22 protein-coding genes and 2 pseudogenes are annotated in these 23,208 nt (G+C 31.5%); 13 read left to right on the forward strand and 11 right to left on the reverse strand.

Features of this window, described 5'->3' with window-relative positions; genetic code table 11:
- The first annotated feature begins 17 nt into the window (after positions 1–17).
- The 6 genes from purL to CIGNP91_RS03845 all read left to right on the forward strand — a co-directional run bounded on the left by purL (position 18) and on the right by CIGNP91_RS03845 (position 9,629).
- Positions 18–2,213 (forward strand): phosphoribosylformylglycinamidine synthase subunit PurL, encoded by a 2,196-nt coding sequence (purL, locus tag CIGNP91_RS03820; RefSeq protein ID WP_086253428.1) that lies wholly within the window; start codon positions 18–20, stop codon positions 2,211–2,213.
- 2 nt (positions 2,214–2,215) lie between these two features.
- The gene (locus CIGNP91_RS03825) at positions 2,216–2,935 is read left to right on the forward strand and encodes a DnaJ domain-containing protein (protein ID WP_086253536.1); all 720 of its coding nucleotides are present in this window, start codon (positions 2,216–2,218) and stop codon (positions 2,933–2,935) included.
- Positions 2,936–2,944: 9 nt separating this feature from the next.
- Positions 2,945–4,477, forward strand: coding sequence for a bifunctional phosphoribosylaminoimidazolecarboxamide formyltransferase/IMP cyclohydrolase (purH, locus tag CIGNP91_RS03830; RefSeq protein WP_086253429.1), 1,533 nt, complete (start codon positions 2,945–2,947; stop codon positions 4,475–4,477).
- A 644-nt stretch (positions 4,478–5,121) separates the two neighbouring features.
- Entirely contained in the window at positions 5,122–6,186 is a 1,065-nt protein-coding gene (locus tag CIGNP91_RS03835) for a methyl-accepting chemotaxis protein (protein WP_442861877.1), read from the forward strand.
- Between the two features lie 111 nt (positions 6,187–6,297).
- Entirely contained in the window at positions 6,298–6,702 is a 405-nt protein-coding gene (locus CIGNP91_RS03840; protein ID WP_086224845.1) for an acyl-CoA thioesterase, read from the forward strand.
- A 431-nt stretch (positions 6,703–7,133) separates the two neighbouring features.
- Positions 7,134–9,629, forward strand: coding sequence for a DarT ssDNA thymidine ADP-ribosyltransferase family protein (locus CIGNP91_RS03845; protein ID WP_086253431.1), 2,496 nt, complete (start codon positions 7,134–7,136; stop codon positions 9,627–9,629).
- A gap of 97 nt (positions 9,630–9,726) precedes the next feature.
- Here CIGNP91_RS03845 and dmeF read toward each other — a convergent pair whose 3' ends face one another.
- The gene (dmeF, locus tag CIGNP91_RS03850) at positions 9,727–10,638 is read right to left on the reverse strand and encodes a CDF family Co(II)/Ni(II) efflux transporter DmeF (protein ID WP_086253432.1); all 912 of its coding nucleotides are present in this window, start codon (positions 10,636–10,638) and stop codon (positions 9,727–9,729) included.
- Between the two features lie 69 nt (positions 10,639–10,707).
- Between dmeF and CIGNP91_RS03855 the strand changes: the two genes are divergently transcribed.
- Positions 10,708–10,980, forward strand: coding sequence for a metal/formaldehyde-sensitive transcriptional repressor (locus CIGNP91_RS03855; RefSeq protein WP_086224842.1), 273 nt, complete (start codon positions 10,708–10,710; stop codon positions 10,978–10,980).
- Between the two features lie 42 nt (positions 10,981–11,022).
- On the opposite strand, the pseudogene CIGNP91_RS08580 reads toward CIGNP91_RS03855, so the two are convergent.
- Positions 11,023–11,244, reverse strand: a pseudogene (locus CIGNP91_RS08580) (D-amino acid aminotransferase); the annotation flags it as partial.
- Positions 11,245–11,256: 12 nt separating this feature from the next.
- Positions 11,257–12,510 (reverse strand): PDDEXK-like family protein, encoded by a 1,254-nt coding sequence (locus CIGNP91_RS03860; protein WP_180383210.1) that lies wholly within the window; start codon positions 12,508–12,510, stop codon positions 11,257–11,259.
- Between the two features lie 89 nt (positions 12,511–12,599).
- Here CIGNP91_RS03860 and CIGNP91_RS08585 point away from each other — a divergent pair, with 89 nt between their 5' ends.
- Positions 12,600–12,758, forward strand: a complete 159-nt coding sequence (locus CIGNP91_RS08585; RefSeq protein WP_180383211.1) for a hypothetical protein — start codon at positions 12,600–12,602, stop codon at positions 12,756–12,758.
- Positions 12,759–12,881: 123 nt separating this feature from the next.
- On the opposite strand, the gene CIGNP91_RS03865 is transcribed toward CIGNP91_RS08585, so the two are convergent.
- Entirely contained in the window at positions 12,882–13,754 is an 873-nt protein-coding gene (locus tag CIGNP91_RS03865) for a D-amino acid aminotransferase (protein WP_086253434.1), read from the reverse strand.
- Positions 13,755–13,847: 93 nt separating this feature from the next.
- On the opposite strand from CIGNP91_RS03865, the gene CIGNP91_RS03870 reads away from it, so the two are divergent.
- Positions 13,848–14,360, forward strand: a complete 513-nt coding sequence (locus CIGNP91_RS03870; RefSeq protein ID WP_086224839.1) for a hypothetical protein — start codon at positions 13,848–13,850, stop codon at positions 14,358–14,360.
- Here CIGNP91_RS03870 and CIGNP91_RS08590 read toward each other — a convergent pair.
- The 4 genes from CIGNP91_RS08590 to CIGNP91_RS03885 form a co-directional block, all read right to left on the reverse strand.
- Entirely contained in the window at positions 14,346–14,501 is a 156-nt protein-coding gene (locus tag CIGNP91_RS08590; RefSeq protein WP_179186981.1) for a hypothetical protein, read from the reverse strand. The genes CIGNP91_RS03870 and CIGNP91_RS08590 overlap by 15 nt on opposite strands.
- Before the next feature lie 350 nt (positions 14,502–14,851).
- Entirely contained in the window at positions 14,852–15,025 is a 174-nt protein-coding gene (locus CIGNP91_RS03875; protein WP_086232715.1) for a YgaP family membrane protein, read from the reverse strand.
- A 20-nt stretch (positions 15,026–15,045) separates the two neighbouring features.
- Positions 15,046–16,395 (reverse strand): NAD(P)/FAD-dependent oxidoreductase, encoded by a 1,350-nt coding sequence (locus CIGNP91_RS03880; protein WP_086232716.1) that lies wholly within the window; start codon positions 16,393–16,395, stop codon positions 15,046–15,048.
- Between the two features lie 80 nt (positions 16,396–16,475).
- Positions 16,476–17,111, reverse strand: coding sequence for a Crp/Fnr family transcriptional regulator (locus CIGNP91_RS03885; RefSeq protein WP_086224836.1), 636 nt, complete (start codon positions 17,109–17,111; stop codon positions 16,476–16,478).
- A gap of 73 nt (positions 17,112–17,184) precedes the next feature.
- Here CIGNP91_RS03885 and CIGNP91_RS03890 point away from each other — a divergent pair, with 73 nt between their 5' ends.
- The 4 genes and pseudogenes from CIGNP91_RS03890 to CIGNP91_RS08525 all read left to right on the forward strand — a co-directional run.
- Positions 17,185–18,126 carry a 4Fe-4S dicluster domain-containing protein gene (locus CIGNP91_RS03890; RefSeq protein ID WP_086253435.1) on the forward strand — a complete coding sequence of 314 codons (942 nt, stop codon included), beginning with the start codon at positions 17,185–17,187 and terminating at the stop codon, positions 18,124–18,126.
- Complete coding sequence (locus CIGNP91_RS03895) at positions 18,126–18,800, forward strand: cytochrome b/b6 domain-containing protein (protein WP_086226302.1); 675 nt, start codon at positions 18,126–18,128, stop codon at positions 18,798–18,800. The genes CIGNP91_RS03890 and CIGNP91_RS03895 overlap by 1 nt, the downstream gene beginning before the upstream one ends.
- Positions 18,797–19,726, forward strand: a complete 930-nt coding sequence (locus CIGNP91_RS03900) for an SLAC1 anion channel family protein (protein WP_086253436.1) — start codon at positions 18,797–18,799, stop codon at positions 19,724–19,726. The genes CIGNP91_RS03895 and CIGNP91_RS03900 overlap by 4 nt, the downstream gene beginning before the upstream one ends.
- Before the next feature lie 57 nt (positions 19,727–19,783).
- Positions 19,784–19,926: pseudogene (locus CIGNP91_RS08525) on the forward strand (signal recognition particle receptor subunit alpha); the annotation flags it as partial.
- Positions 19,927–19,986: 60 nt separating this feature from the next.
- Here the strand turns inward: CIGNP91_RS08525 and CIGNP91_RS03905 are convergent.
- The 3 genes from CIGNP91_RS03905 to rsmH are packed head-to-tail and all read right to left on the reverse strand — an operon-like array spanning position 19,987 to position 23,137.
- Positions 19,987–21,936, reverse strand: a complete 1,950-nt coding sequence (locus tag CIGNP91_RS03905; RefSeq protein ID WP_086253437.1) for an FUSC family protein — start codon at positions 21,934–21,936, stop codon at positions 19,987–19,989.
- A complete protein-coding gene (locus CIGNP91_RS03910) occupies positions 21,936–22,217 on the reverse strand; it encodes a hypothetical protein (protein WP_086224831.1) in 282 nt (93 codons plus the stop codon). The genes CIGNP91_RS03905 and CIGNP91_RS03910 overlap by 1 nt, the downstream gene beginning before the upstream one ends.
- The gene (rsmH, locus tag CIGNP91_RS03915; protein ID WP_086238724.1) at positions 22,214–23,137 is read right to left on the reverse strand and encodes a 16S rRNA (cytosine(1402)-N(4))-methyltransferase RsmH; all 924 of its coding nucleotides are present in this window, start codon (positions 23,135–23,137) and stop codon (positions 22,214–22,216) included. The genes CIGNP91_RS03910 and rsmH overlap by 4 nt, the downstream gene beginning before the upstream one ends.
- Positions 23,138–23,208 lie beyond the last annotated feature (71 nt).

The following is a 23,208-nucleotide window of genomic DNA, read 5'->3' on the forward strand; positions in this document are numbered from 1 at the left end:
TTTAAAAGGGGAAACATATGGATAAAGAAACGATACAAGCGCATAAAATTAGCGATGATGAATATAAGAAGATATTAGAGATTTTAGGGCGCGAGCCAAATTTACTTGAGCTTGGTGTATTTTCTGCAATGTGGAGTGAGCATTGTAGCTATAAATCATCTAAGAAATATTTAAATGGCTTTCCTACTAAAGCCCCATGGGTTCTTCAAGGTCCAGGCGAGAATGCTGGAGTGATTGATTGCGGTGATGGTATGGCTGCTGTATTTAAGATGGAAAGCCACAATCACCCAAGTTTTATTGAGCCGTTTGCTGGTGCTGCTACAGGAGTTGGCGGTATTTTTAGAGATATCTTTACGATGGGTGCTAGGGTTGAGGCTAGTATGAACTCTTTAAGATTTGGTCAAGTGCGTGGCGATACAAAAATCAATCGCCATCAACGCTACTTAGTAAAAGGTGTAGTATCTGGTATTAGCCATTATGGCAATTGTATGGGGGTGCCAACTGTAGGTGGTGAAACTACATTTGATGAGAGTTTTAATGGTAATATTTTAGTTAATGCTTTTGGTCTTGGAATTTGTAAAAGTGATGAGATATTTTACGCAAAAGCCGAAGGTGTAGGAAATCCAGTAATGTATGTTGGGTCAAAGACTGGTAGAGATGGCTTAGGCGGTGCTGTGATGTCAAGCGATAGCTTTAATGAAGAAAATAAATCTCTACGCCCAACCGTTCAAGTAGGCGACCCATTTGCTGAAAAGCTTCTTATGGAGGCATGCTTAGAATTATTTAAGTGCGATTATATTGTAGGAATTCAAGATATGGGAGCAGCTGGTCTTACTTCAAGTAGTTTTGAAATGGCAGGCAGAAGCGGTAGCGGTATGAGAATGTATCTAGATAAAGTTCCTATGCGTGAGAGTGGAATGACTCCATATGAGCTAATGCTTAGTGAATCACAAGAAAGAATGCTAATCTGTGCTAAAAAAGGGTGCGAAGATAAGATAAAAGCAATCTTTGCTAAATGGGATTTAGATGCTGAGATTATCGGAGAGGTAACTGATACTGGCGTGATGGAGTTATATTGGCATGGAGAGCTAGCTGGTAGTGTGCCTATTGCTCCACTTAGCGAGGCTGCTCCTATGCTAGATCGCCCAACTAGCAGACCAAAATATCTTGATGAAATTGCAAAAATTAATTTAGATAATATGCCAAATATTAGTAATCAAGAAGCATTTGAGCTATTAATAAGAGATTTAAATGTGGCAAATAAAAGCTTAATATATGATCAATATGATTCAACTGTAGGTACAAATGTAATTAAAAAAGCTGGCAAACTAGGTGCTGCTGTGATGAGAATAAAAGAAAATGGCAAATCAATTGCTATGGGTATGGAGTGTAATACTAGATATAATTATGTAAATCCAAGAATTGGCGCTGCTGCAGCTGTTGCAACAAGTGGTAGAAAAGTGGCTATGAGTGGAGCTACTCCGCTAGCTATTACAGATTGTCTAAACTATGGAAATCCACAAAATCCTGAAGTAATGTGGCAGTTCGCACAAGGTTGTGAAGGGATTAAAGAGGCTTGTGCTGCGCTTAATACTCCAGTAGTTAGTGGTAATGTAAGCTTGTATAATGAAACTGATGGTATTAGCATTCAGCCAACTCCAAGTATTGTAACTGTAGGTGTAGGTGATGATGCTAATAAAAGCTTAGATAGTGAATTTAATAGTGCTGGCGTGAGTGTTTATTTGCTTGGTAAAACTACTGGTGAGTTTGCTGGATCGCTATATATGAAAGCTATAGCAAATCTATGCGCTGGAGAGCTAAAGGAGATTGATTATAAGGCAGAAAGAGCACTTTGGGATTTAGTAATTGAGGCTAATAAAAATGGAGTTTTAGCTTTTGCCAATAGTGTAGGAGTAGGTGGTATTGCTATAACTCTAGCTAAGATTGCAGCAGTTAGCTCTATTGGTTTTAGTGGTGATGTTAAATTTGATGATAGTCGCTTTGTATTTGATGAGAGTTTTTCTAGAGCAGTAGTAGGTGTTAAAGATGCTATTAAATTTGAAGAGCTAGCTAAAAAATATGGAGTTGAGTTTATTAAAATTGGCTTAAGTGGTGGTGATGAGTTTATTCTTAATGATATTAAAATGGACTTAAAAGAGCTGCAAAATATCTATTTTAGCGAGTTTGCTGCTGTTATTAAAAGTGAAGATTGATAGTGAATATATTTTTAATCTTAATTGGGCTTGTTGTCGCATTTTGGTTACTTAGTCGAGGGTTTGCTAATTCAAACTATAAAAAACAAAGCCTTCAAGAGCTTCAATATGATGATGCTAAATATCTTATAATGCTTACTGCAAAAGTCGCCAAAAGCGATGGAGTAGTAAGCAAAGATGAGGCTAATTATATATCACTTTTATTAGATGATATATGCTTAAAGCTTGGAGATGTTAATGTTAGAAATGATTTAAAAGAGCTATATACCTGGCATAAAGATAGCCATAGCTCAGCTTATGCTATTGCTAAAGAGTATAAGCAAAAGATGAGGTTTAGCCAAAAAATCTGGATAAATCGTATAATATTTTTTATGAATTTAGCCTATATTGATGGTGAATTTAATGGCAATGAAAAGGCAATACTACAAGAGATTTGCGATGGATTTGGCTTGCATAAGAGTATTGTAGAGGATCTTTTTGCTCATTTTGAGGCTGAATTTAAAAATTTATCTAAAGAAAATACTAATATTGATCCATATGAAGTTTTAGGGCTTTCAAAAGATGCTAGTTTTGAAGAGATTAAGGCTAGTTATCGTAGATTATCTAGAGAGTATCATCCTGATTTTACGATGGATAAAAGTGATGAGATAATTACTCAAGCAACTAAAAAAATGCAACAAATAAATGAAGCATATGATATGTTAAAAGCGAAATTTAAATAAGGAGTGTATATGAGGGCATTAATTAGTGTTAGCGATAAAAGCGGTATAGTTGAGTTTGCTTTAGGACTTGAGGCTTTAGGTTTTGAGATTTTAAGTACAGGTGGTACATATAAAACGCTAAAAGATAATGGTATTAAAGTTATAGAAGTTAGCGAATTTACTGCTAGTCCTGAGATGTTTGAAGGTAGAATCAAAACACTTCACCCAAAAATCCATGGAGGAATCTTACATAAAAGAGATAATGCTAGTCATGTAGAACAAGCTAGTAAGCACGATATTAAAGGTATTGATTTAGTATGTGTAAATTTATATCCATTTAAAGAGACTACAATCCGTACAGATGATTTTGAAGAGATTATTGAAAATATTGATATTGGTGGCCCTACTATGGTAAGAAGTGCGGCTAAAAATTTCAAAGATGTCTTAATAGTTACTGATATGAATGACTACGATAAGGTACTTAATGCTATTAGAAATGATAGTGCTAGTTATGAGTTTAGACGTGATTTAATGATTAAAGCATATGAACATACTGCAGCATATGATTCTATGATAGCTAACTATATGAATGAGAGATTTAATGGCGGATTTGGTGCCAAAAGATTTATAACTGGTTCAAAAGTATTTGATACAAGATATGGTGAAAATCCTCATCAAAAAGGTGCTGCATATGAGTTTGATAGCTTTTTAAGTTTAAATTTTACTCAGTTAAAGGGTGAAGCAAGTTTTAATAATATGACAGATATAAACTCAGCTGTAGCTATCGCTTCGGCATTTGGGGATGCTCCAGCAGTTGCTATTTGCAAACATGCTAATCCGTGTGGTTTTGCTATTGGAGAAAATGAGCTTGATAGCTATATAAAAGCTCTTAAATGCGATCCTATTAGTGCATTTGGCGGAGTAGTAGCGATAAATGGTACGCTTACAAAGGAGCTAGCTCTTAAAACTAAAGAGATATTTATAGAGGTTATAATCGCTGCTAATGTAGAAGATGGTGTTTTAGAGCTTTATAGTGATAAAAAACGCACTAAAATCTTTACACAAAATAATAAATTTCTAGTAACATCTGGCTATAAATGGGATTTTAAACATATTGATGGTGGTTTTGTATTTCAAGAAAAAGATAGCATAAGCGATGCTGAAGTAGATAATGCTAAACAAGTTACGATAAAAGCCGCCAATCCGAGCGAGATAAAAGATCTAAAAATTGCATGGAAAATTGCAGCTTTAACTAAATCAAATTGTGTGGTTTATGTCAAAGATAGCACTCTTTTAGCTATTGGAATGGGGATGACTAGCAGGGTGGATGCGGCTCGTGCTGCAGTAGCTAAAGCTAATGATATGGGTATAGATCTAAAAGGTTGCGCATTAGCTAGTGAGGCATTTTTCCCATTTGCTGATAGTATAGAGATAGCAGCAAGTGTTGGCGTTACAAATGTGATTCAACCAGGTGGTTCAATTCGTGATGAAGATGTAATAGAAGCAGCTAATAAAGCTGGAATGAGTATGTATTTTACAGGCATTAGACACTTCTTGCATTAATTTAACTTGGGTCAAATTCGACCCAAGTTTGCCTATTTTAGGCGAAAATTATCTTATTAAACTTCTAGTAAGAGTTAAAGATGTATAATTTCACTATATTTTATTCAAGGTGAGACAAAATGATTAATACCATAGGTAAGAAAATAGTTCTCAGTATTATTGCTGTGCTATTTATTAGCTTTGTAGTTATGCAGTTTATTATCATAGCTCAATTTAACAGTTCATCTACACAAATTACTAAAGATAGTTTAAATATGCTTAGTTCGTCGATTTTTCAAACAGTTCAGACTGCTATGAATACAGGCGACCCACAAATTATAGAAAAATCAGTTCATGATGCAAGTTTAATTAAAGGCGTAGCATCTTTAAATATTTATCGTTCTGATGTTGTATCTGAAGGGTTTGGATTAGATAAGGTGGTGCCTAAGGATAATATTATCAAAGAGCAATTTATAAATCCAAAAAATTATACAGAGACTATCAAAACCAAAGATAACCATCAATTAAGATTAGTTACTCCAATTATTGCTAAGAGCGAATGTTTGGCTTGTCATGCTTTATCTAAAGAAAATGATGTTTTAGGCGTGATGGATTTATCATACTCATTAAATGCTATGGATAAAGATTTACGAGATAAGAGTGTTATGTTCTTTTTAATCTTTGCTATTTCACTTATTTTAACTGCTATTATTGTTTTGGTTGTACTTCGCAAGGTTGTTATTGCTCCAGTGTTGGAGTTATTAAATCGTGCCAAGGATTTAAGTAGTGGCGATGGCGATCTAAGTGCTAGAATTTCAGTTAAAAGTAGTGATGAGATTGGTCAGACTTGCCAGCATATTAATATATTTATAGAGAAAATTCAAGACATAGTCAAAAAAGCTCAAAATAGTGCTAAGAGTGTAGAGAATGAGACAATGACGCTAAATGACAACGCTTCAATACTCCTAAATAGCACAGAAGCAGGAAAAGCTCAAGCCAAAGAGTCATACGCAATTAGTAAAAGCATATCCGATGAGTTAGAGATATCAACTGACAAATCAAGCAAAGCAGCCGGCGCTAATAAACAATCTTATGATGAGCTAGAAGAGATGATACACTCTCTTAGCGAAGTTGTAACTCATCTAAATGAAGCAAATGCTAAAGAACAAGAGATAGCACAAAAAACAATAAGCGTAGTTAGCCAAACCGAAGATATGAAAAAGGTATTAGATATCATAGGCGATATAGCTGATCAAACAAATTTACTTGCTTTAAATGCAGCTATAGAGGCGGCTCGTGCCGGAGAGATGGGAAGGGGGTTTGCCGTAGTGGCAGAAGAGGTTAGAATCTTAGCTGAAAAGACCAATGAATCCTTAAGCGGTATAAACTCTAATGCTCAAAATATGATAGAATCTACTAGGGAGTTAGGTGTTTCGCTTAATGAAAACGCTAAAAATATTGCACTTATTAGCACAAGTGCAAATGATTTAATGGATAGAGCTAGATCAACCCAAAAAGCTACAAGCGAATCTATGCAGATAGTTCAAGAGGTATCATCGATGGCTATAGATATTAATAAAAAGATAAAGACTCTACTAGATCAGTCTGAAAGCTCTGTAGAAGCATTTGATAATAATGCTAAAATTGTACATCAATTCTTAGAAGTATCAACTAGTCTAAAAGATGTATCTACCAGATTAGAAGATGATCTAAATAAATTCAAAACCTAATTCTAGCTACCCAAGCGGTGGCTAGAATTATAGCTTTTTTTAAACTTAAATTTAATTATAATTAATAATTCAAAGTTACAATTTCAATTTAAAAATATTAAGGATTTGATAATGAAAAATATGGGCGAACCAAGGATAAAAATCGTCGCTATGCCAAGCGATACAAATCCAGCTGGAAATATATTTGGTGGATGGATTCTTTCTCAAATTGACCTTGCTGGGGCTATAGCTGCTAGAGAGTTAGCGCCTATAAGAGTTGTAACAATCTCGATGAAAGAGGTAATTTTTAAAGAGCCAGTATTTATTGGTGATATTGTTAGTTGCTATGCAAAAATAACTCAAGTAGGTCAAACTTCAATAACAACAGTGGTAAAAGTAGTCGTGCAAAGATTAAATTCGCAAGGATTTTGTGAGTGTGTTCCAGTTACAACTGCTGAAGTAACTTATGTTAGCGTAGATGAAAAAGGCAACAAAAAACCAATAGATAGCGATTTAAAACGATTACACGGATTTTGATTAATAGGCTAAATTTGAGATTTTAAGTACTCAAATTTGGCTTTCAATTTGTTATTATTTACTCTGCATTTTATTGCAAATAGGTGAAATTTGCCACTATCTTAATTAGATTAAATGAATTGATATTTTGTAAAAAGTATGTTTGTATAAATTTAACTTATTTTAAGAAAAAAGATATTTTTTGGTAGATAAATAGTAATGCAAGTAGCACAAAAGATAAACAATGTCATTTATCAGTGCTACAAAATAAGAGCAAAGCTAGCTTGTTTTTTGTAGAAGTTAGATTGTAGCTAAATTAGTTTTTGCTATATCTGTAAAAATTTTCATTTGCTTTAAAATAAATTCACCGCTAAATTATCCAGCTAAATTTAAACTTATAAAGATATAATATAGCTATCAAAATACTATATTTATATTCCAAAGGCAGACTAATGGCAATTTTCCAAGTAACTAATATAATTAGCACCCTAGAAAAGCTCCCACTCAAAAATGGCTACATCTATTATATTGCCAATCTTGATAATTTAAGCGATATAATGAGTCACGGCATTAGCGCTATCTCCACTGACCCAAAGCGCTCCCACGCTGAGCCGATATATGGCAAGGCAATCAGTGAATATGTAAGCTTATACTTCAACCCACGCAACGCCACCTTATACTCAGCACAAAAGAGTTATGGAAGCAAGGTTATAATCCTACAAATTCACAAAACTGCTCTACTAGCTGATGGGGTGATATTTACTAACGCTAGTGCCACTGCTGCTAGATATGAATGTGCAAATGAGCTTAGCGACTTGCTAAATACGCAGTTTATCAGCTGGAGCGAGGTGATGTCAAAAGGCTGGAACCACGCCAATAAATCCATCAAGCAATCTAAAAGAGATAAAATGATGGCTGAGGCACTTGTACCTACGCATTTGCCAATTGATATGATAGCTGGTATCATCTGTCAAGATAGCTTTATAGCTAAGAGTATTGCTAGTGATTACAACATTACAGCTGTAGCGGATATGGAGTATTTCTTTCCTATTAAGCTATATGCACCACAAACTAAAGATGAACTAGAAAATTTGATTTGTGATGAAGATATATATTTAGGCGATATAGATACTAGCGCCATAACTGATATGAGTGAGTTATTTTATGAGAGTGGGCGTAAAGATTTTAGCGGTATAGATAACTGGGATGTAAGCAGTGTAACTAATATGCATATGATGTTTTATGGTTGCGAAAATTTCAATCAACCACTTAATAACTGGGATGTAAGCAGTGTAACTGATATGAGCGGGATGTTTGGCAGTGTAATTGATTTAGATGAGATGTTTAGAGGTTGCGAAAATTTCAATCAACCGCTTAATAACTGGGATGTAAGTAGTGTAACTGATATGAGAGGGATGTTTGAATATTGCACAAATTTCAACCAACCACTTAATAGCTGGGATGTAAGTAGTGTAACTGATATGCGTGAGATGTTTAGAGATTGCGAAAACTTCAATCAACCACTTGATAGCTGGGATGTAAGCAGTGTAACTAGTATGAGTGAGATGTTTGCTGGTTGCGAAAATTTCAATCAATCACTTAATAACTGGGATGTAAGCAGTGTAACTGATATGTATGAGATGTTTAGAAATTGCGAAAATTTCAATCAACCACTTGATAGCTGGAGAGACAAACTATCTCAAGAGTTAATTGATGAACTTTTGCTGACATGTTTTGTAGAGAGAAAAATAGTAAATAATAAAACACGACACTATCCAAAAACAAAAGATGAATTAAGAAGTTTAGTAAGAGAAGAAAGTTTAAATTTAGGTGATATAGATACTAGCGCTATAACTGATATGAGTTGGTTATTTTATGAGAGTTGGCGTAAAGATTTTAGTGGTATTGAGAATTGGGATGTAAGCAGTGTAACTGATATGAGCGGGATGTTTAGAGGTTGCGAAAATTTCAATCAACCACTTGATAACTGGAATGTAAGCAGTGTAGCTAATATGAGTGATATGTTTGCTGATTGCTATGATTTCAATCAACCGCTTAATAACTGGAATGTAAGCAGTGTAACTAATATGAGTGCGATGTTTTATGAATGCTATAATTTTAATCAATCACTTGATAACTGGGATGTAAGCAGTGTAACTAGTATGAGTTATATGTTTTATGATTGCAAAAATTTTAATCAACCACTTGATAACTGGGATGCAAGCAGCGTAACTGATATGAGTGAGATGTTTGATGGTTGTATAAATTTCAATCAACCACTTAATAACTGGAGAGACAAACTATCTCAAGAGTTAATTGATGAACTTTTGTTGATATGTTTTATAGAGAGAAAAATAGTAAATAATAAAACACGATACTATCCAAAAACAAAAGATGAATTAAGAAGTTTGGTAATAGCAGAAAGTGTAAATTTAGGTGATATAGATACTAGCGCTATAACTGATATGAGTGAGTTATTTTATAAGATTGAGCGTAAAGATTTTAGCGGTATAGAGAGCTGGGATGTAAGCAGTGTAACTGATATGCGCGGGATGTTTGCTGGTGTCGAAAATTTCAATCAACCACTTGATAGCTGGGATGTAAGCAGTGTAGTTAATATGGGCGGAATGTTTGCTGGTTGCGAAAATTTTAATCAACCGCTTAATAACTGGAATGTAAGCAGTGTAACTAATATGTGTGCTATGTTTGCTGGTTGCTATAATTTCAATCAACCACTTGATAACTGGGATGTAAGCAGTGTAACTGATATGTATGAGATGTTTTATAATTGCGAAAATTTCAATCAACCGCTTAATAACTGGAATGTAAGCAGTGTAACTGATATGAGTTTGATGTTTGATGGTTGCAAAATTAATGATGAGAATAAGCCTAAATTTACTAAGTCTAAATTTAATGATGATGAAGATGATGATGAGATACCATTTTAAAGCTACTTACTTTGGTATCTTTATTAAAGCTTAGCAAGCACTAGTAAATAATATAATAGCTAAAATTTTATTCATATTTTCTTCTTGTTATTAAAATTTAATTTAATATTTTTTTTGGATATATTTCCACTATTATATGAACTAGCTCTTCGTGCTTTGATAGCTCTTTTTTGATAAGATTTATATCAATTGGATTAATGGAATTTAGAGAGATTATACAAGTATATTTGTCATTTGCTACTTTTAGAAGGTGTAGATCTTTGATTTCTATATCACTTCTAAATAGGCGTAAAATATCTACCACTTCGCTAACTATTGGCTCATTCATATTAGCATCAAGTAGTATTTTGCCCGATTGTTTTAATAGCCCTATAGCCCACACTAATACCAAAATAGCACCAATAATCCCCATAAGTGGATCTAAAAAATCAGCTCCAAAAAGCAGCCCAAATCCCAAAGCCACAATAGCCAAAATAGAAGTAAGCGCATCAGTAAGGACATGTATATAAGCAGCTTTTAAATTCAAATCATCGTGATGATGGTTATGATGATGATCGTGACTAGACCTTAATAGCCAAGCACAGATTAAATTCACCATAAGTCCGATAATAGCTATCAAAATCGCCTCTTTATATGCTATGGATTCTGGATTTATAAACTTTAAAATAGAGTGATAAATCATCAAAAACGCAATCACTAAAAGCGACAAGGCACTAGTGTAACTAGCTAGAATTTCCATCTTATAAGTACCAAAATTAAATCTAGCATCGCTTTTATATCTATTTGACATAATATAAGCAAAATACGCTAGTCCAAGTGCTAATGCGTGAGAGCTCATATGCCAACCATCGGCTAGTAACGCCATAGAATTAAAGTATATACCGCCTATAATTTCAGCTATCATCATAGATATTGTGATTATCATTGCATATAGCGTGTTTTTCTTGGCGGTAAGATTAGCTGAGTGAAAATTGTGATTATATGAAAAATTTAAAATATTATTACTCATATTAAACCCTTTTTAAAAATATTATGATACTATACCCCAGTATAACTTATAAAAAGATAAAGGAAAATTATGGCTCACATAGTAGCAAATAAAGATAAGCTTCTTTTGCGTATTAAAAAGATAAAAGGGCAAATTTCAGCTTTAGAAAAGGCCTTAGAAGATGAGAAAGATTGCTTTAAAGTACTTCAGCAAATTAGTGCCGCAAGAGGCGCTATCACATCTTTGATGGCAGAAGTCTTGGATGGGCATATCAAAGAGCATCTTGGAAATAGCGTTAGCCAAGAGCAAAGAGAGCAAGAGATAGCAAATTTAACTTCGCTTTTAAAGAGTTTTTTTAAATAATTATTAAAGGGTAAAATAGTCTATTTCACCCTTTAAATTCTCTTATATTATTTTAGCTTGAGCTTTTAAAATCTCTTTATATAGCTTTCTAAGCTTAGTTGTATATTCTCCGATTTTGCCGCCATTTATGGTCTTACCATCGGCTTTAATGACTGGCAAAAGGATTATAGTCGCAGCACTTATGAAGCACTCATCTGCGTTATAAACTTCATCCATGCTAAATTTACGCTCTTGTATTTGTAGGCCAATTTGCTTGGCTAAAGAGTATTTTTTAAGCTATTTTTCTATAAGTTTTTTGTTTAATTTTTCTAAGACACCTTTTAATTTTTCCAAATCATAACGGATTTCACTAATAAATTTTTCTTCATTGCTTAAATAATCCAAAATCAAATCATCAGCATTGCTAAATTTTTTATAACACCATGCCCACCAATCGCTGCTCTTCCAACTTTTATCTGTACAATAATCACTTTCTTTTACAATATCTTGAAAACAATCATTATTTAATTTATCCATTTCTTCATTACTGCGTACTAGACCAAAAAATATATTATTATATCCGTTTCGTGATTCTATGCAATAATAAATATAATTGCCATCGTGGTTTTTTCCATTATATTCATTTAATTTTGCAGAAAAAAATGTAGTATACTGTGTTATTTTTGTTATTTTGTGAGATTCTATTGTCCAATCATTTGTCTTTATTGTTTCTTTTAAAGTTTCAGAAACTTTGCTAAACAATTCATTTAATAAATTTATTTTTGCGCTTTCAAAATTATCGTGTATTGCAGCACAAAGCTTATAATTTTTTTTGATTTGTTCTATTATTAAGTTATTTTCCATTTTCTCTCCATTTATTAGATTTTTTACTGCTTTTTCGTATTGCGTGATTATTACATTTAAATCAGTTAAATTAACAATTTCAATTTTTACTTCATTTAGCCACTTTAAAATTTCATTTTCATATGAAATATGCCTAAAAGCTACTTGATTTTGCCTTAGTTTTAAATAGTCTTTGCCTACTTCATCAATGCCACCTAACTTTTCAATTACATAATCAAAAGGTGTAAGATATAAAACCAAAATTCTTTCATAAATTTCGCTTAATTCATCTTTGTTTTGTTCATCTATAATAGTTTGTATATATCTTGCGACTTGTTCATTGTGGTCACCAGTCCAGAGTTTATTTTCTATTATTATGTGTTTATTGCCATCGGTTATATAAATATCAATATTTTTATATTCTCTATAAATTAGCACATTTGAAGTATCAAGCCCAAAATCATCTATACCACACACTTCTATAAATTTATTTAAAAACAAATCACCTTGATAATGTAAGCCCTTAGGGTCAAGTAAAGAGGCTATAAACTTTGAATGTTTAATTTCTTTTGCCTCCAAAACATCAAATACATTATAATCATGAATTCCACGAGCCCTACGCTCTTTTACCTTATTTTCATATTCTTTATAAGCCTTTTCAAACTCATCAAAAAACTCTTGATATTGTTCTTGTGTGAATTCAGCCATTTTAACTCCTAAAAAATATTTGTATTTTACCATAATTTTAAAAAAATATAACCAAAAGCGTTCGTACTTTTGCGTTAGAATTCCAAAAAATGATAAAAAATGAGAAATACTCACCAAAAACAAAAGATGAGCTAATAGAGCTTGTAAATAATATAAATTTGATTTTAAGCTATATAAATACTAGCAGTGTAACTAATATGAGTGGGATGTTTTATGGTTATAAAATCAATGATGAGATACCATTTTAAAGCTACTTACTTTGGTCTATTTATTAAAGCTTAGCAAACGCTATAGTATTAGCTTTGCTAGGCTTGAGTGATTTAAATCTTTATCATATCTTTATAATTAGAAATTGGCAATTGTGCTATTTATCAACTTATATTAGCCTCTAGTTTTAAAGCCCTTTTATATAGCTCTCTAAGTTTAGTTGTATATTCTCCGATTTTGCCGCCATTTATCGCCTTACCATCGGCTTTAATGACTGGCAAAAGGATTATAGTCGCAGCACTTATAAAGCACTCATCTGCGTTATAAACTTCATCCATGCTAAATTTACGCTCTTGTATTTGTAGGCCAATTTGCTTGGCTAAATTTAATAGTCTATTACGCCTAATTCCAGGTAGAATCTCATTAGATAGTGGTTTGGTGATAAGCGCGCCATCTTTTATGATAAAAGCACTGCTACTTCCAGCTTCAGTTACATAGCCATCTTCAACCATAAAGCACTCATCGGCTCCAGCTATCGTAGCTTGATTTTTGGCGTAGCATTGACCTAATAAGGATATGGACTTGATATCTCGTCGCTTCCACCTTATATCAGGTGTTGAGATGATGGTAATACCGCTTTTTGCTGCTGGATGCTCTAGCACACTATCACTAAAAGCAAAGGCCATAATCGTTGGTTTAACTCCTTTTACAAAGCTAAAATCTCTTGGGGCTACACCACGGGTGATTTGGATATATAATCCACCTTCTTTAAGTGAGTTTATCTCTATTAGATTGTTTAATATACTCTCAAATTCATCATGTGTATAGGGTAAATTTAAGCTAATCTCATTTAAGCTTCTTTGAAATCTATCCCAAAATCCATCTTTTTCTACTATAATTGAGTTTATCACCGGCACAACCTCATAAATCCCATCCCCAAAGATGAATCCACGATCGAATATGCTTATTTTCGCACTATCTTTATCTACAAATTCACCATTTAAAAAGACCTTTTGCATAGATATCAATGCCGCCATTTTGGCTCCTTTTTTAAATTTGAGCTATTTTATCAGATTTTGACTAATTTTTAGATATAATAGCCTATCAAAAATTATTTAAAAAGTATGAAAATGATAGAGAAAATTAAGCAATTTATGTTTAAAAATTTATTTGTAGTGTCTAAGCAACCGGTGCTTTTTCGTGATCTTTTAGAGGCTAATTGTCTGTATAATGAGGGCATGCTAATTGATCCTGCTAAGTTAAATTTCCGTTATAGAAATCGTAGATTTTATGCTATTTATGCTCTTCTTTGCTTTATTGTTTTAACGCTTTTTGTCTGGATACTTCATATTTTGTTTAGCAAATTTGAAGCTGATTTGCATATATCTGTTATTATTACAGTGATTTTAACTGCTTGCGTGTTTATCGGGTTTGATTATTTTAGAGTTTGGACTAGGAGACTCATTAGCCTTGAGCTGATTCGTGCGGCTTGGAGAGTTCATTTTCCATATTTTCCATATGAGAAATACTCTCAAAAAATTGAGATAATCTACAATGAGGCTATAAAGCTTGAAATTCCACGCAAAGATTTAGAAAAATATGTCTTAGATAGATTAGTTCATGGTATATCATCTGATAAGTAGATCGCTTTGAGCAATTATCCTATCTTGTCTTTTGGCAATCTCTAAGAGTAGAAATTTAATCTTTATATCTTGGCTTAATATTCTATCTTCCATATTATCATAAAAGTAATATGGGAGTTTATTTACTCTTTTTTCTATCATTTCAAATCTAGTTGAGATAATATTTATATCTGAATTTAGCGCATCTTTGGTAGTAATTAGTTTATTTGATTGTTTGAGTGAATCGGTATAAACTTTAAGATTACTAAGTAGCGAGCTAATATCATGAAGATTTTTATAGATTTATAGATATCTTTTAAAATTGCAAAAATTCCAAGTATAATATATAATAAGAAGTAGTAAATTTTAATTTTTGTGAGTGTGTTCCAGTTACAACTGCTGAAGTAGCTTATGTTAGCGTAGATGAAAAAGGTAATAAAAAATTAATAGATAAAGATTTAAAAAGATTACATGGATTTTAAGAGTATTATGCCTCGTTTGAGGCATAATAGCTATTTTTTACAACTTTTTTTGTCTATTAGTGAGTATAATGGGCAATATCCATATACTGCAGTAAGCAAAGGAACAAGTCCGATTAACCACCACCAGCATTGGCATACAAATCCAAATACAAAAAATATTATAGCTGCTATTATTAGTCTTATAGTTTTATCTAAGTTACTCATATTATATCCTTTTTTTATTTTTAAGCTTTAGCATGTATCATAGCTTGCATAACCATAGGCTTCATTAAATATACCTTAACAGCCCAGTTTAGCCAACTTTCTCTTGTAGAACCCATACATTCTAATGTCGGTGCAGCTCCTTTATAATTAAACTCAACCATAACAGCCTTACCATATCTAGTAAGTAGCGGACAAGCTGTATAGCCATCGAATTTAGCCTCTAAAGGTTTATTTTTTAAGTGAGATAATATATTTGCACCTACAACTGGATATTGTTTGCGTATACTTGCTCCTGTTTTGCCTTTTGGTACCCCAGCACAATCTCCTAGTGCAAATATATTTGGATATTTTTTGTGTTGTAATGTATATTGATCAACATCAACCCAATTGCCAGCTACATCGCCTTTGCTTGTGTTTAAACCAGCTTGAGTTATAAAATCAGCACTTTTCATTCTAGGCACTACAAATAGATAATCATATGGTATTTCTACTCTCTCTTTTGCTATTTTTTGTATTGAGTCTTGAGTATAAGGCATTAGTTTGTCAAATTTAGCTATTTGATTTATAGTATCAACTTCTACTAAAAGGTGGCGTGTTTTATACTCCATATCTCTTTGTATATACATTTGTTCAATCATCTTAGCGTGTAATGGGCTTGAGAGCATATTTGCACTACCTGTACATAGTATAGTTTTTAAAGATTTTTGGTTATTTTTTTGACCTAAATCATTTAATAGCATATTTACCTTTTTATTTGCTCCACCGCATTTTGATGGTGTATTTGGCTCGGCAAATAGAGCATTACCACCATTTTTAACCAATTCTTGAATAAATTTATTTGATTTTGTTGCTCCATTTGGAGTATATATACTAGTAATTTTAGAGTTAGGATCTTCTATAATATCAGCATTTAAACCTTTTACACTTTGAAAATCATAATACACCCCAGTAGAGATTATTAAATAATCATATTTATAGATATTGCCATCATTTGTTGTAAGTGAATTATTGTTTGGATCTACACTTTGTACATTTTGTTTTATCCATTTTACTTTTTCATTTATTAGATCTGCTTTATCATATTTTGTATCTTTGGTAGTATAAACACCAGCAGCAATTAATGTAAATCCAGGCTCATAATGCATTGTTTGATTTGCATCATATAAGGTAACATTTGCTTTTGGCATTATATCTATTAGATGAGCACTCATTGTGATACCGCCAAGTCCAGCTCCTATGATAGCTATATTTGGAGATAAATCACTTGCAGCTTTGGCTTGTGTAGGTATAGTAACAGAAGTAGCTGCTAAGGCAGAACCTAAGGTAAATATTTTTAGAGCGTCTCTGCGGGATTTTTGAATTTCATTCATAATATATCCTTTATTAGGAAAATAGATATTATGATTATATATAGATTTTCTATTTTTATCAGTGATAAAGTCACAAAAGATTATAAATTTAAAATAATTATTTTCCCACGCTCTAATTTTATTAGATTCTCTTTTTCTATATCTTTTAAAATTCTTGATACCACCTCTCTTGCAGTACCTAAATGGCTAGCAAGTATTTCGTGGGTAATTTGAATTTGATTATTTGTAGCATTTTGTTTAAGAAAATCAATAATCCTTTGTGTAATTGGCGTAAATAGAGCTTGTGTCATAACTTTAATAGCGCTAGCTAATCTTATGGATAAAAGCTCTACTACAAAAGATGCTATTGATGGGTATTTATCTTTTAATACTGAAAAGTAACTAGAGTGTAATAATAGTATTTTTGTATCTTTATTGGCTTGTAAATTTAATTCAAGTTGCAAATTATCAGTCATACAATTAGCACAAAGAATGCATTCATCTCCAGAGTTAAGATTAAATACTGTTATCTCTTTTCCTGTTGTAGATATTGCATATGCTCTTAAATTCCCTTTTAATACATATATAAAACCTTGACAGCTATTTTTATCGACTATTACATCATCACCTTTTTTAAATTCCATTATTTTAACATTTGAACTAACGGTATCTAAATCTTCTTTAGACAAATTAAATTTTTTAAATTTATCTATAAATTGCTCTATATCTTTTTTCATTTGGTAACTTTATCACTGAAAATTTATATTATTTTATCTATAATTCCTTAAAAATATATAAGGATATAAGAAGATGAATAGGCGTAATTTTTTAAAATTTACCCTTATGACTAGTGCTACACCACTTTTAGCTGATCAAGAAATATCAAAGCAGAATTCTCAGATGATGAGTATAATAGATCTTGATTTATGCGATGGGTGCGAAGGTTTTGAAGTACCAAAATGTATAAGTGCTTGCAAAACACATAATAAAGATAAATTCCCAGATCCTAAAAAGCCTATAATGAATTATTGGCCTCAAAAAAAATATGAAGATTATAGTGATAAAAAAGATATTATAGATAGATTAACCCCATATAATTGGACATATGTTCAAAAGATAGAGATAAATGGTAAAAAGATAAATATACCAAGACGCTGTATGCATTGCGATAACCCTCCATGCCAAAAATTATGCCCTTTTGGCGTTATAAGCAAAGATAAATATGGAGCTGTAGATATTGATAAGGATTTTTGTTTTGGCGGTGCTAAATGTAGAGATGCTTGTCCGTGGCAGATACCGCAGCGTCAAGCTGGTGTTGGATTATATTTAAATATAGCGCCAAAATTAGCAGGTGGCGGTGTAATGTATAAATGCGATATGTGTAAAGATCTGCTAAATAAAGGCGATAAGCCAGCATGTCAAAATCAATGTCCAAAAAAAGCTATAAAATTTGCTCCAAAAAATGAGATAATGAGTATAGTAAATAAAGAAAACAGGCATATATATGGATTAAAAGAAAATGGTGGAACATCTACAATATACTTAAGTAGTGTAGATTTTGAATCTATAAATGAAGCAATAACAAAAAAATATGAAAATTTAACAAATAAAATAGGCAGACCTCATATGGCTAGAGTAGATAGTCCATTACAAAAGAGCGAAAATTTAGCTATGGCTGCAATGATTACTCCACTAGCTGCAATAGGTGCGGGAGCTATATCTGCTATAAAATGGAATAAAAAGGATAAATAATGAAAATATATAGACAGAGTTTGCAAAATCGTATCATACATTGGGGAGTTGCTATATCTACTTTTGGACTTATTTTAACTGGTATATTTCAAATGCCAGTGGCTAAAAGATATGGCGTAGCAAATATATGGGAATGGAGTGGCGAGTATTTTGAAGGTCTAGTATTGCATTATATCTTTGCTATAGGGCTTATATTTTTTGGAGTTTATCATATAGTTTATCATAGTTTAAAAAAAGAGTTTGATATCATACCTAAAAAAGGCGATATAAAAAATAGTTATTTAGTTATAAAATCTATGATAACAAAAGATCAAGAACCACCAAACCAAAAATATCTACCAGAACAACGCTTAGCATATATAGCAATTGCTTTTACGCTTTTTATACTAGTATTTACAGGATTAATAAAAACATATAAGAATTTATTAGGATTTGATATAGCAAATTGGGCATATTTTTGGGCGGCACAATTGCATAATTTGGGTATGATACTTATCATAATATTAATTATTGCCCATTTAGCAGCCTTTATACCTAAAATTAATCGCTTTTTGCTTATATCAATGTTTAGTGGCAAGGTAGATGCAAAATACACATTAAAGCGTCATCAATTGTGGAAAGAGGGTATAAAAGAGGCTAATAAAATATTAAAAAATGGCAAGGATAAAAAATGAGTAGAATAAGCAATTTTCCTATTATGTTTTTTGCTATTATAATGGGATTTGGCGGGTTTAGTATGGCTATAAAAAAAGTCAGTGTAGTATTTGAAATTAATAGTTTATATTTTGATATATTTAAAATTATTACATCTGCTATTTTTTTATTGGTTGTATTGTTATATGCTATTAAAATATTTATAAATATAGATGAGGTAAAAAGTGAATTTAATCATCAAATAAGATTAAATTTCTTTGGTGCGATACCTATATCTTTTTTAATTTTAGCCAATCTATGGCAAAAAAGTATTGTATATGAGTGGTTATTTTATAGTGGTTTAATATTGCAAACCTATATAACTTTTAGGGTTATTGCATTTTGGATTAATAAGAATTTAGAGATCAAGCACTCCAATCCAGCTTGGTTTATACCAGTAGTAGGTAATTTAATAGTTGTTATATCATCAGATAAAAACTATGAATGGTTATGGTATTATTTTAGCATAGGGGTATTTTTTTGGATTATTTTATTTTCTATAATGTTTTATAGAATATTATTTCATGAGCAGCTAGCGCAAAAATTTATGCCTACACTATTTATTATGATAGCTCCTCCAGCTGTTGGGTTTTTGGGATATTATAAGCTTGTAGGATTTGATGTTGCTGCTAATATTATGCTTAATCTTACTATATTTTTTAGTTTTATGGTGATTTATATGTATAAAAATTTTTTAAAACTTAAATTTTTCTTATCATGGTGGGCGTTTATTTTTCCTAGTGCTGCAGCTTCTATAGCGATTTTAGAGGGTTATAATATTAATAACAACATAGCTTTTCTCTATATAGGAATGACTATTTTTATCTTGCTTTGCGTGATGGTTACATATGTATCTTATCATACTGTAAAAAATATTATAGCAAAAAATATATGCGTAATGGAATGATTAAAGAATTTTAAAGTATAATTAGCACTTTTTAATCAAAATTTCAAAAGGTATATAGTGTTTGAACTTATTGGCGAATCATTAAAATCAGCTGTAAATAAACTTAAATTTGTTGATGATGAAAAGGCTTTAAAAACGCATTAGAAACACTTAAAAAGTCGCTTTTAAAGGCTGATGTCTATCACAAGGTAACAAAAGAGCACGAAGTCTCACGCAAAGATTTAGAAAAATATGTCTTAGATAGATTAGTTCATGGTATATCATCTGATAAGTAGATCGCTTTGAGCAATTATCCTATCTTGTCTTTTGGCAATCTCTAAGAGTAGAAATTTAATCTTTATATCTTGGCTTAATATTCTATCTTCCATATTATCATAAAAGTAATATGGGAGTTTATTTACTCTTTTTTCTATCATTTCAAATCTAGTTGAGATAATATTTATATCTGAATTTAGCGCATCTTTGGTAGTAATTAGTTTATTTGATTGTTTGAGTGAATCGGTATAAACTTTAAGATTGCTAAGTAGCGAGCTAATATCATGAAGATTTTTATAAATTTCAAGATATCGCTTTAACTCTTTGTTTCTATCGCTTTGGGTAATTGTGTTGTGATAATTGGTAAGGCTATTTGATATCGCATTTTGCTCTATTGAAAATCTGCCTTGGATAACGCTATTACTAAGATTTTTAAATTTAGGTAAAAGATTGATATAGGTATTACTAAGCTTGATCTCATTAGTATGGCGAAATAGTATAAATGCTGCGACAAATGATAGGATAAATCCAATTAAAATATCGATAATTCTAATATATACTACGCTTATTGCATTACCTAAAATAAGAGAATATACCATAGTAAATGCACACATAAAAGCTGCCATAGCATAGGCTGGTGGGAAGTTTTTAAAATAAAAGGCTAGAAAAATACAAACTACACAAAATAGAGCAAATAGATTCTCATTTACTACTATATGAATTAAAACAAATGCTAATGTAATGCCAATTAATGCACCTTTTATATTGGCAATTCCAGTAATTTTAGTCATATATGAGCTATCTTTGCTCATGCTTATTACACCAATTGCGATCCAAACTCCATTATGTACATCACCAAAACTAGCGATGATAATAGCAATGCTTACACCAATAGCTAAGCGTAAGGAGTTTTGTACTATTGGATTATGTAAAGTTATATCTTTTATTGCCTTTTTTAGACTCTTTTTTTCTTTAAATTCAAGAGCAATCTTATCTTCACCGCCATCTTTTATTAGTTCAAATTTGGAGTATAAAACCTCTAAAGATGCCTTAAAAATCTCATAATCACTTTGCCTGGCTAATTTAAGAGCATCTATTTTTAATATGCTGTTTTTATCTATAAATATATTTTTTAATTGAATTAAATTGTTTGTAATTTCGCTATTTAGAGCGTTTAATAAATTTGGATTTTTTATAGATTTAAAATACCTTTGCATAGCAACAAGTAGATGATAAATATCTTCTAATTTATATAGATAAAAAATTGCCCGTGAGTGGTGAATGATTAGGCGAGCATCTTTTATAGTGGAGCTTTTATGGGTAAATACTTTTTTAATTTCGTTGATATGCTCATCGCATTGTTTAGCTAAATTTAAAAATTCTTTATCACTAATATTTTGGCTCATATTAATTAAATCATCAAGCACCATTGTGCAAGATTTTTTAGTAAATTTACCATATGTGCCAAAGCGTGTAAGTCTAAAAGCAATAGCAATTATACTCCCAGCTATAAAGCTTTCTAAAGAGTCTGCAAGATTCCAGCTAGATTGGTTTGAAGCAATGATAGTAAGAAGTCCAGTAGCATTTACAATTGTAAGTATTTTATTTAAATTTTGATTAAAAAGAGTGCTAAACCCTACAAACATCATCCAAATTAGCGTAAAAAAGCAAAATAGCCAGCTAAATTTAAAAATAGTACTTACAAATAAAATTGCAAAAATTCCAAGTATAATATATAATAAGAAGTAGTAAATTTTAATTTTTGTGCTACCATCAAGAGAAGCTAAAAAAAATATTATCATAGATGAATTTGCAGCATATACCATTCCTAAAAATCCACCAAAAAAATTCCCCGCAAAGCCGCAGATTAAGATTGATATAGTTGCCTTAATTGAGTAATTTAGCGCAAACCACGATGGGTCGTAGTGGTTTAGAAATTTAACCACTTTTTGCATTAGTCGCTCATATTATCTATAATTTGATTTTTATATCTTATAAATTCCAAATCTCTTTTTAGTAGTTTATGTTCTTCTTTTAGTACATTTAGCTTGCTTTTTAGTTCGGCAATATCTTTGCTAGTATAGTAAATTTCATTACTAAAATATACTTTTGGTAGAGTAATTATAAGAATAATAAATAAAATTATATATCCAATAATTAATCTCTTAAAGCTTAAATTCTCTTCATTTTTAACTCTACGAGTGTTGCTTTGGAGTAGGTTTTCTTTATCAGTCATCTTTGCCTCTTGATATCAAAGATTCTCATTTTTGAACATGCTGACCTTGAGTTTGCTTTTATCTCTTGAGCACTTGGCGTGATTGGCTTTTTGGTGATAATTTTGCCAATAGAATGGTTATTGCCGCACTCGCAGCGCATAGCCTCAGATGGACATATACAACTTGATTGCCAAGATTTAAATTTATCTTTTATTATTCTATCTTCAAGTGAGTGAAAGCTTATTATTGCTACTCTTGCGTGATTTATGGCTGAGTTTTGGATCGAATTTAATAACTCTTTTAGCACATCTAGTTCTTTATTTACCTCTATTCTAATTGCTTGAAATGCTAAAGTAGCTATACTTACAGATCGATTTTGTAAATTTGAATTGCCAATGATTTGGACTAGTTCTTTAGCTGAGCTTATTTCTTTATTTTGCCTAGCAATAATAATTTTATTAGCTATACTCCTAGCATTTGGTAGCTCGCCATATTCATAAAATATCTTTTCAAGTTGAGATTGACTATAATTATTTACTATAGTTTTTGCATCAAGCTGATTTGAGCTATCCATTCTCATATCAAGAATATCGCTTTTAAGGGCAAATCCACGTTCATTTAAATCTAATTGAAGTGAGCTAACGCCGATATCAGCTAGAATAGCTCTTATATTTTCTTGTGGAATTTTTTGTAAAATTTGGCTAAAGTTGCTTTTGTAGATTTGAATTCTATCTGTGTAATTTTTAAATTTATTCGTGCAATAAGAGATCGCCATATCATCTTGGTCACAGGCTATTATTTTGATATTTGGCAATGTATCAAGCAAAGCTTTTGAGTGACCACCATAGCCTAGCGTGCAATCTAATATAACACCATCATTAATATCTCTAAAAGCTTCAACAACTTCGTTAAGTAAAACAGGAATATGGATAGAATTCAAAAGTTTGCCTTTAATAAATTTAGCAAAAATTTTATCATAAATTTAATGAATAGAGCCTTATAATTTGGTAT

The sequence above is a fragment of the Campylobacter sp. P091 genome (assembly GCF_002138935.1).
Classification (GTDB): domain Bacteria; phylum Campylobacterota; class Campylobacteria; order Campylobacterales; family Campylobacteraceae; genus Campylobacter; species Campylobacter devanensis.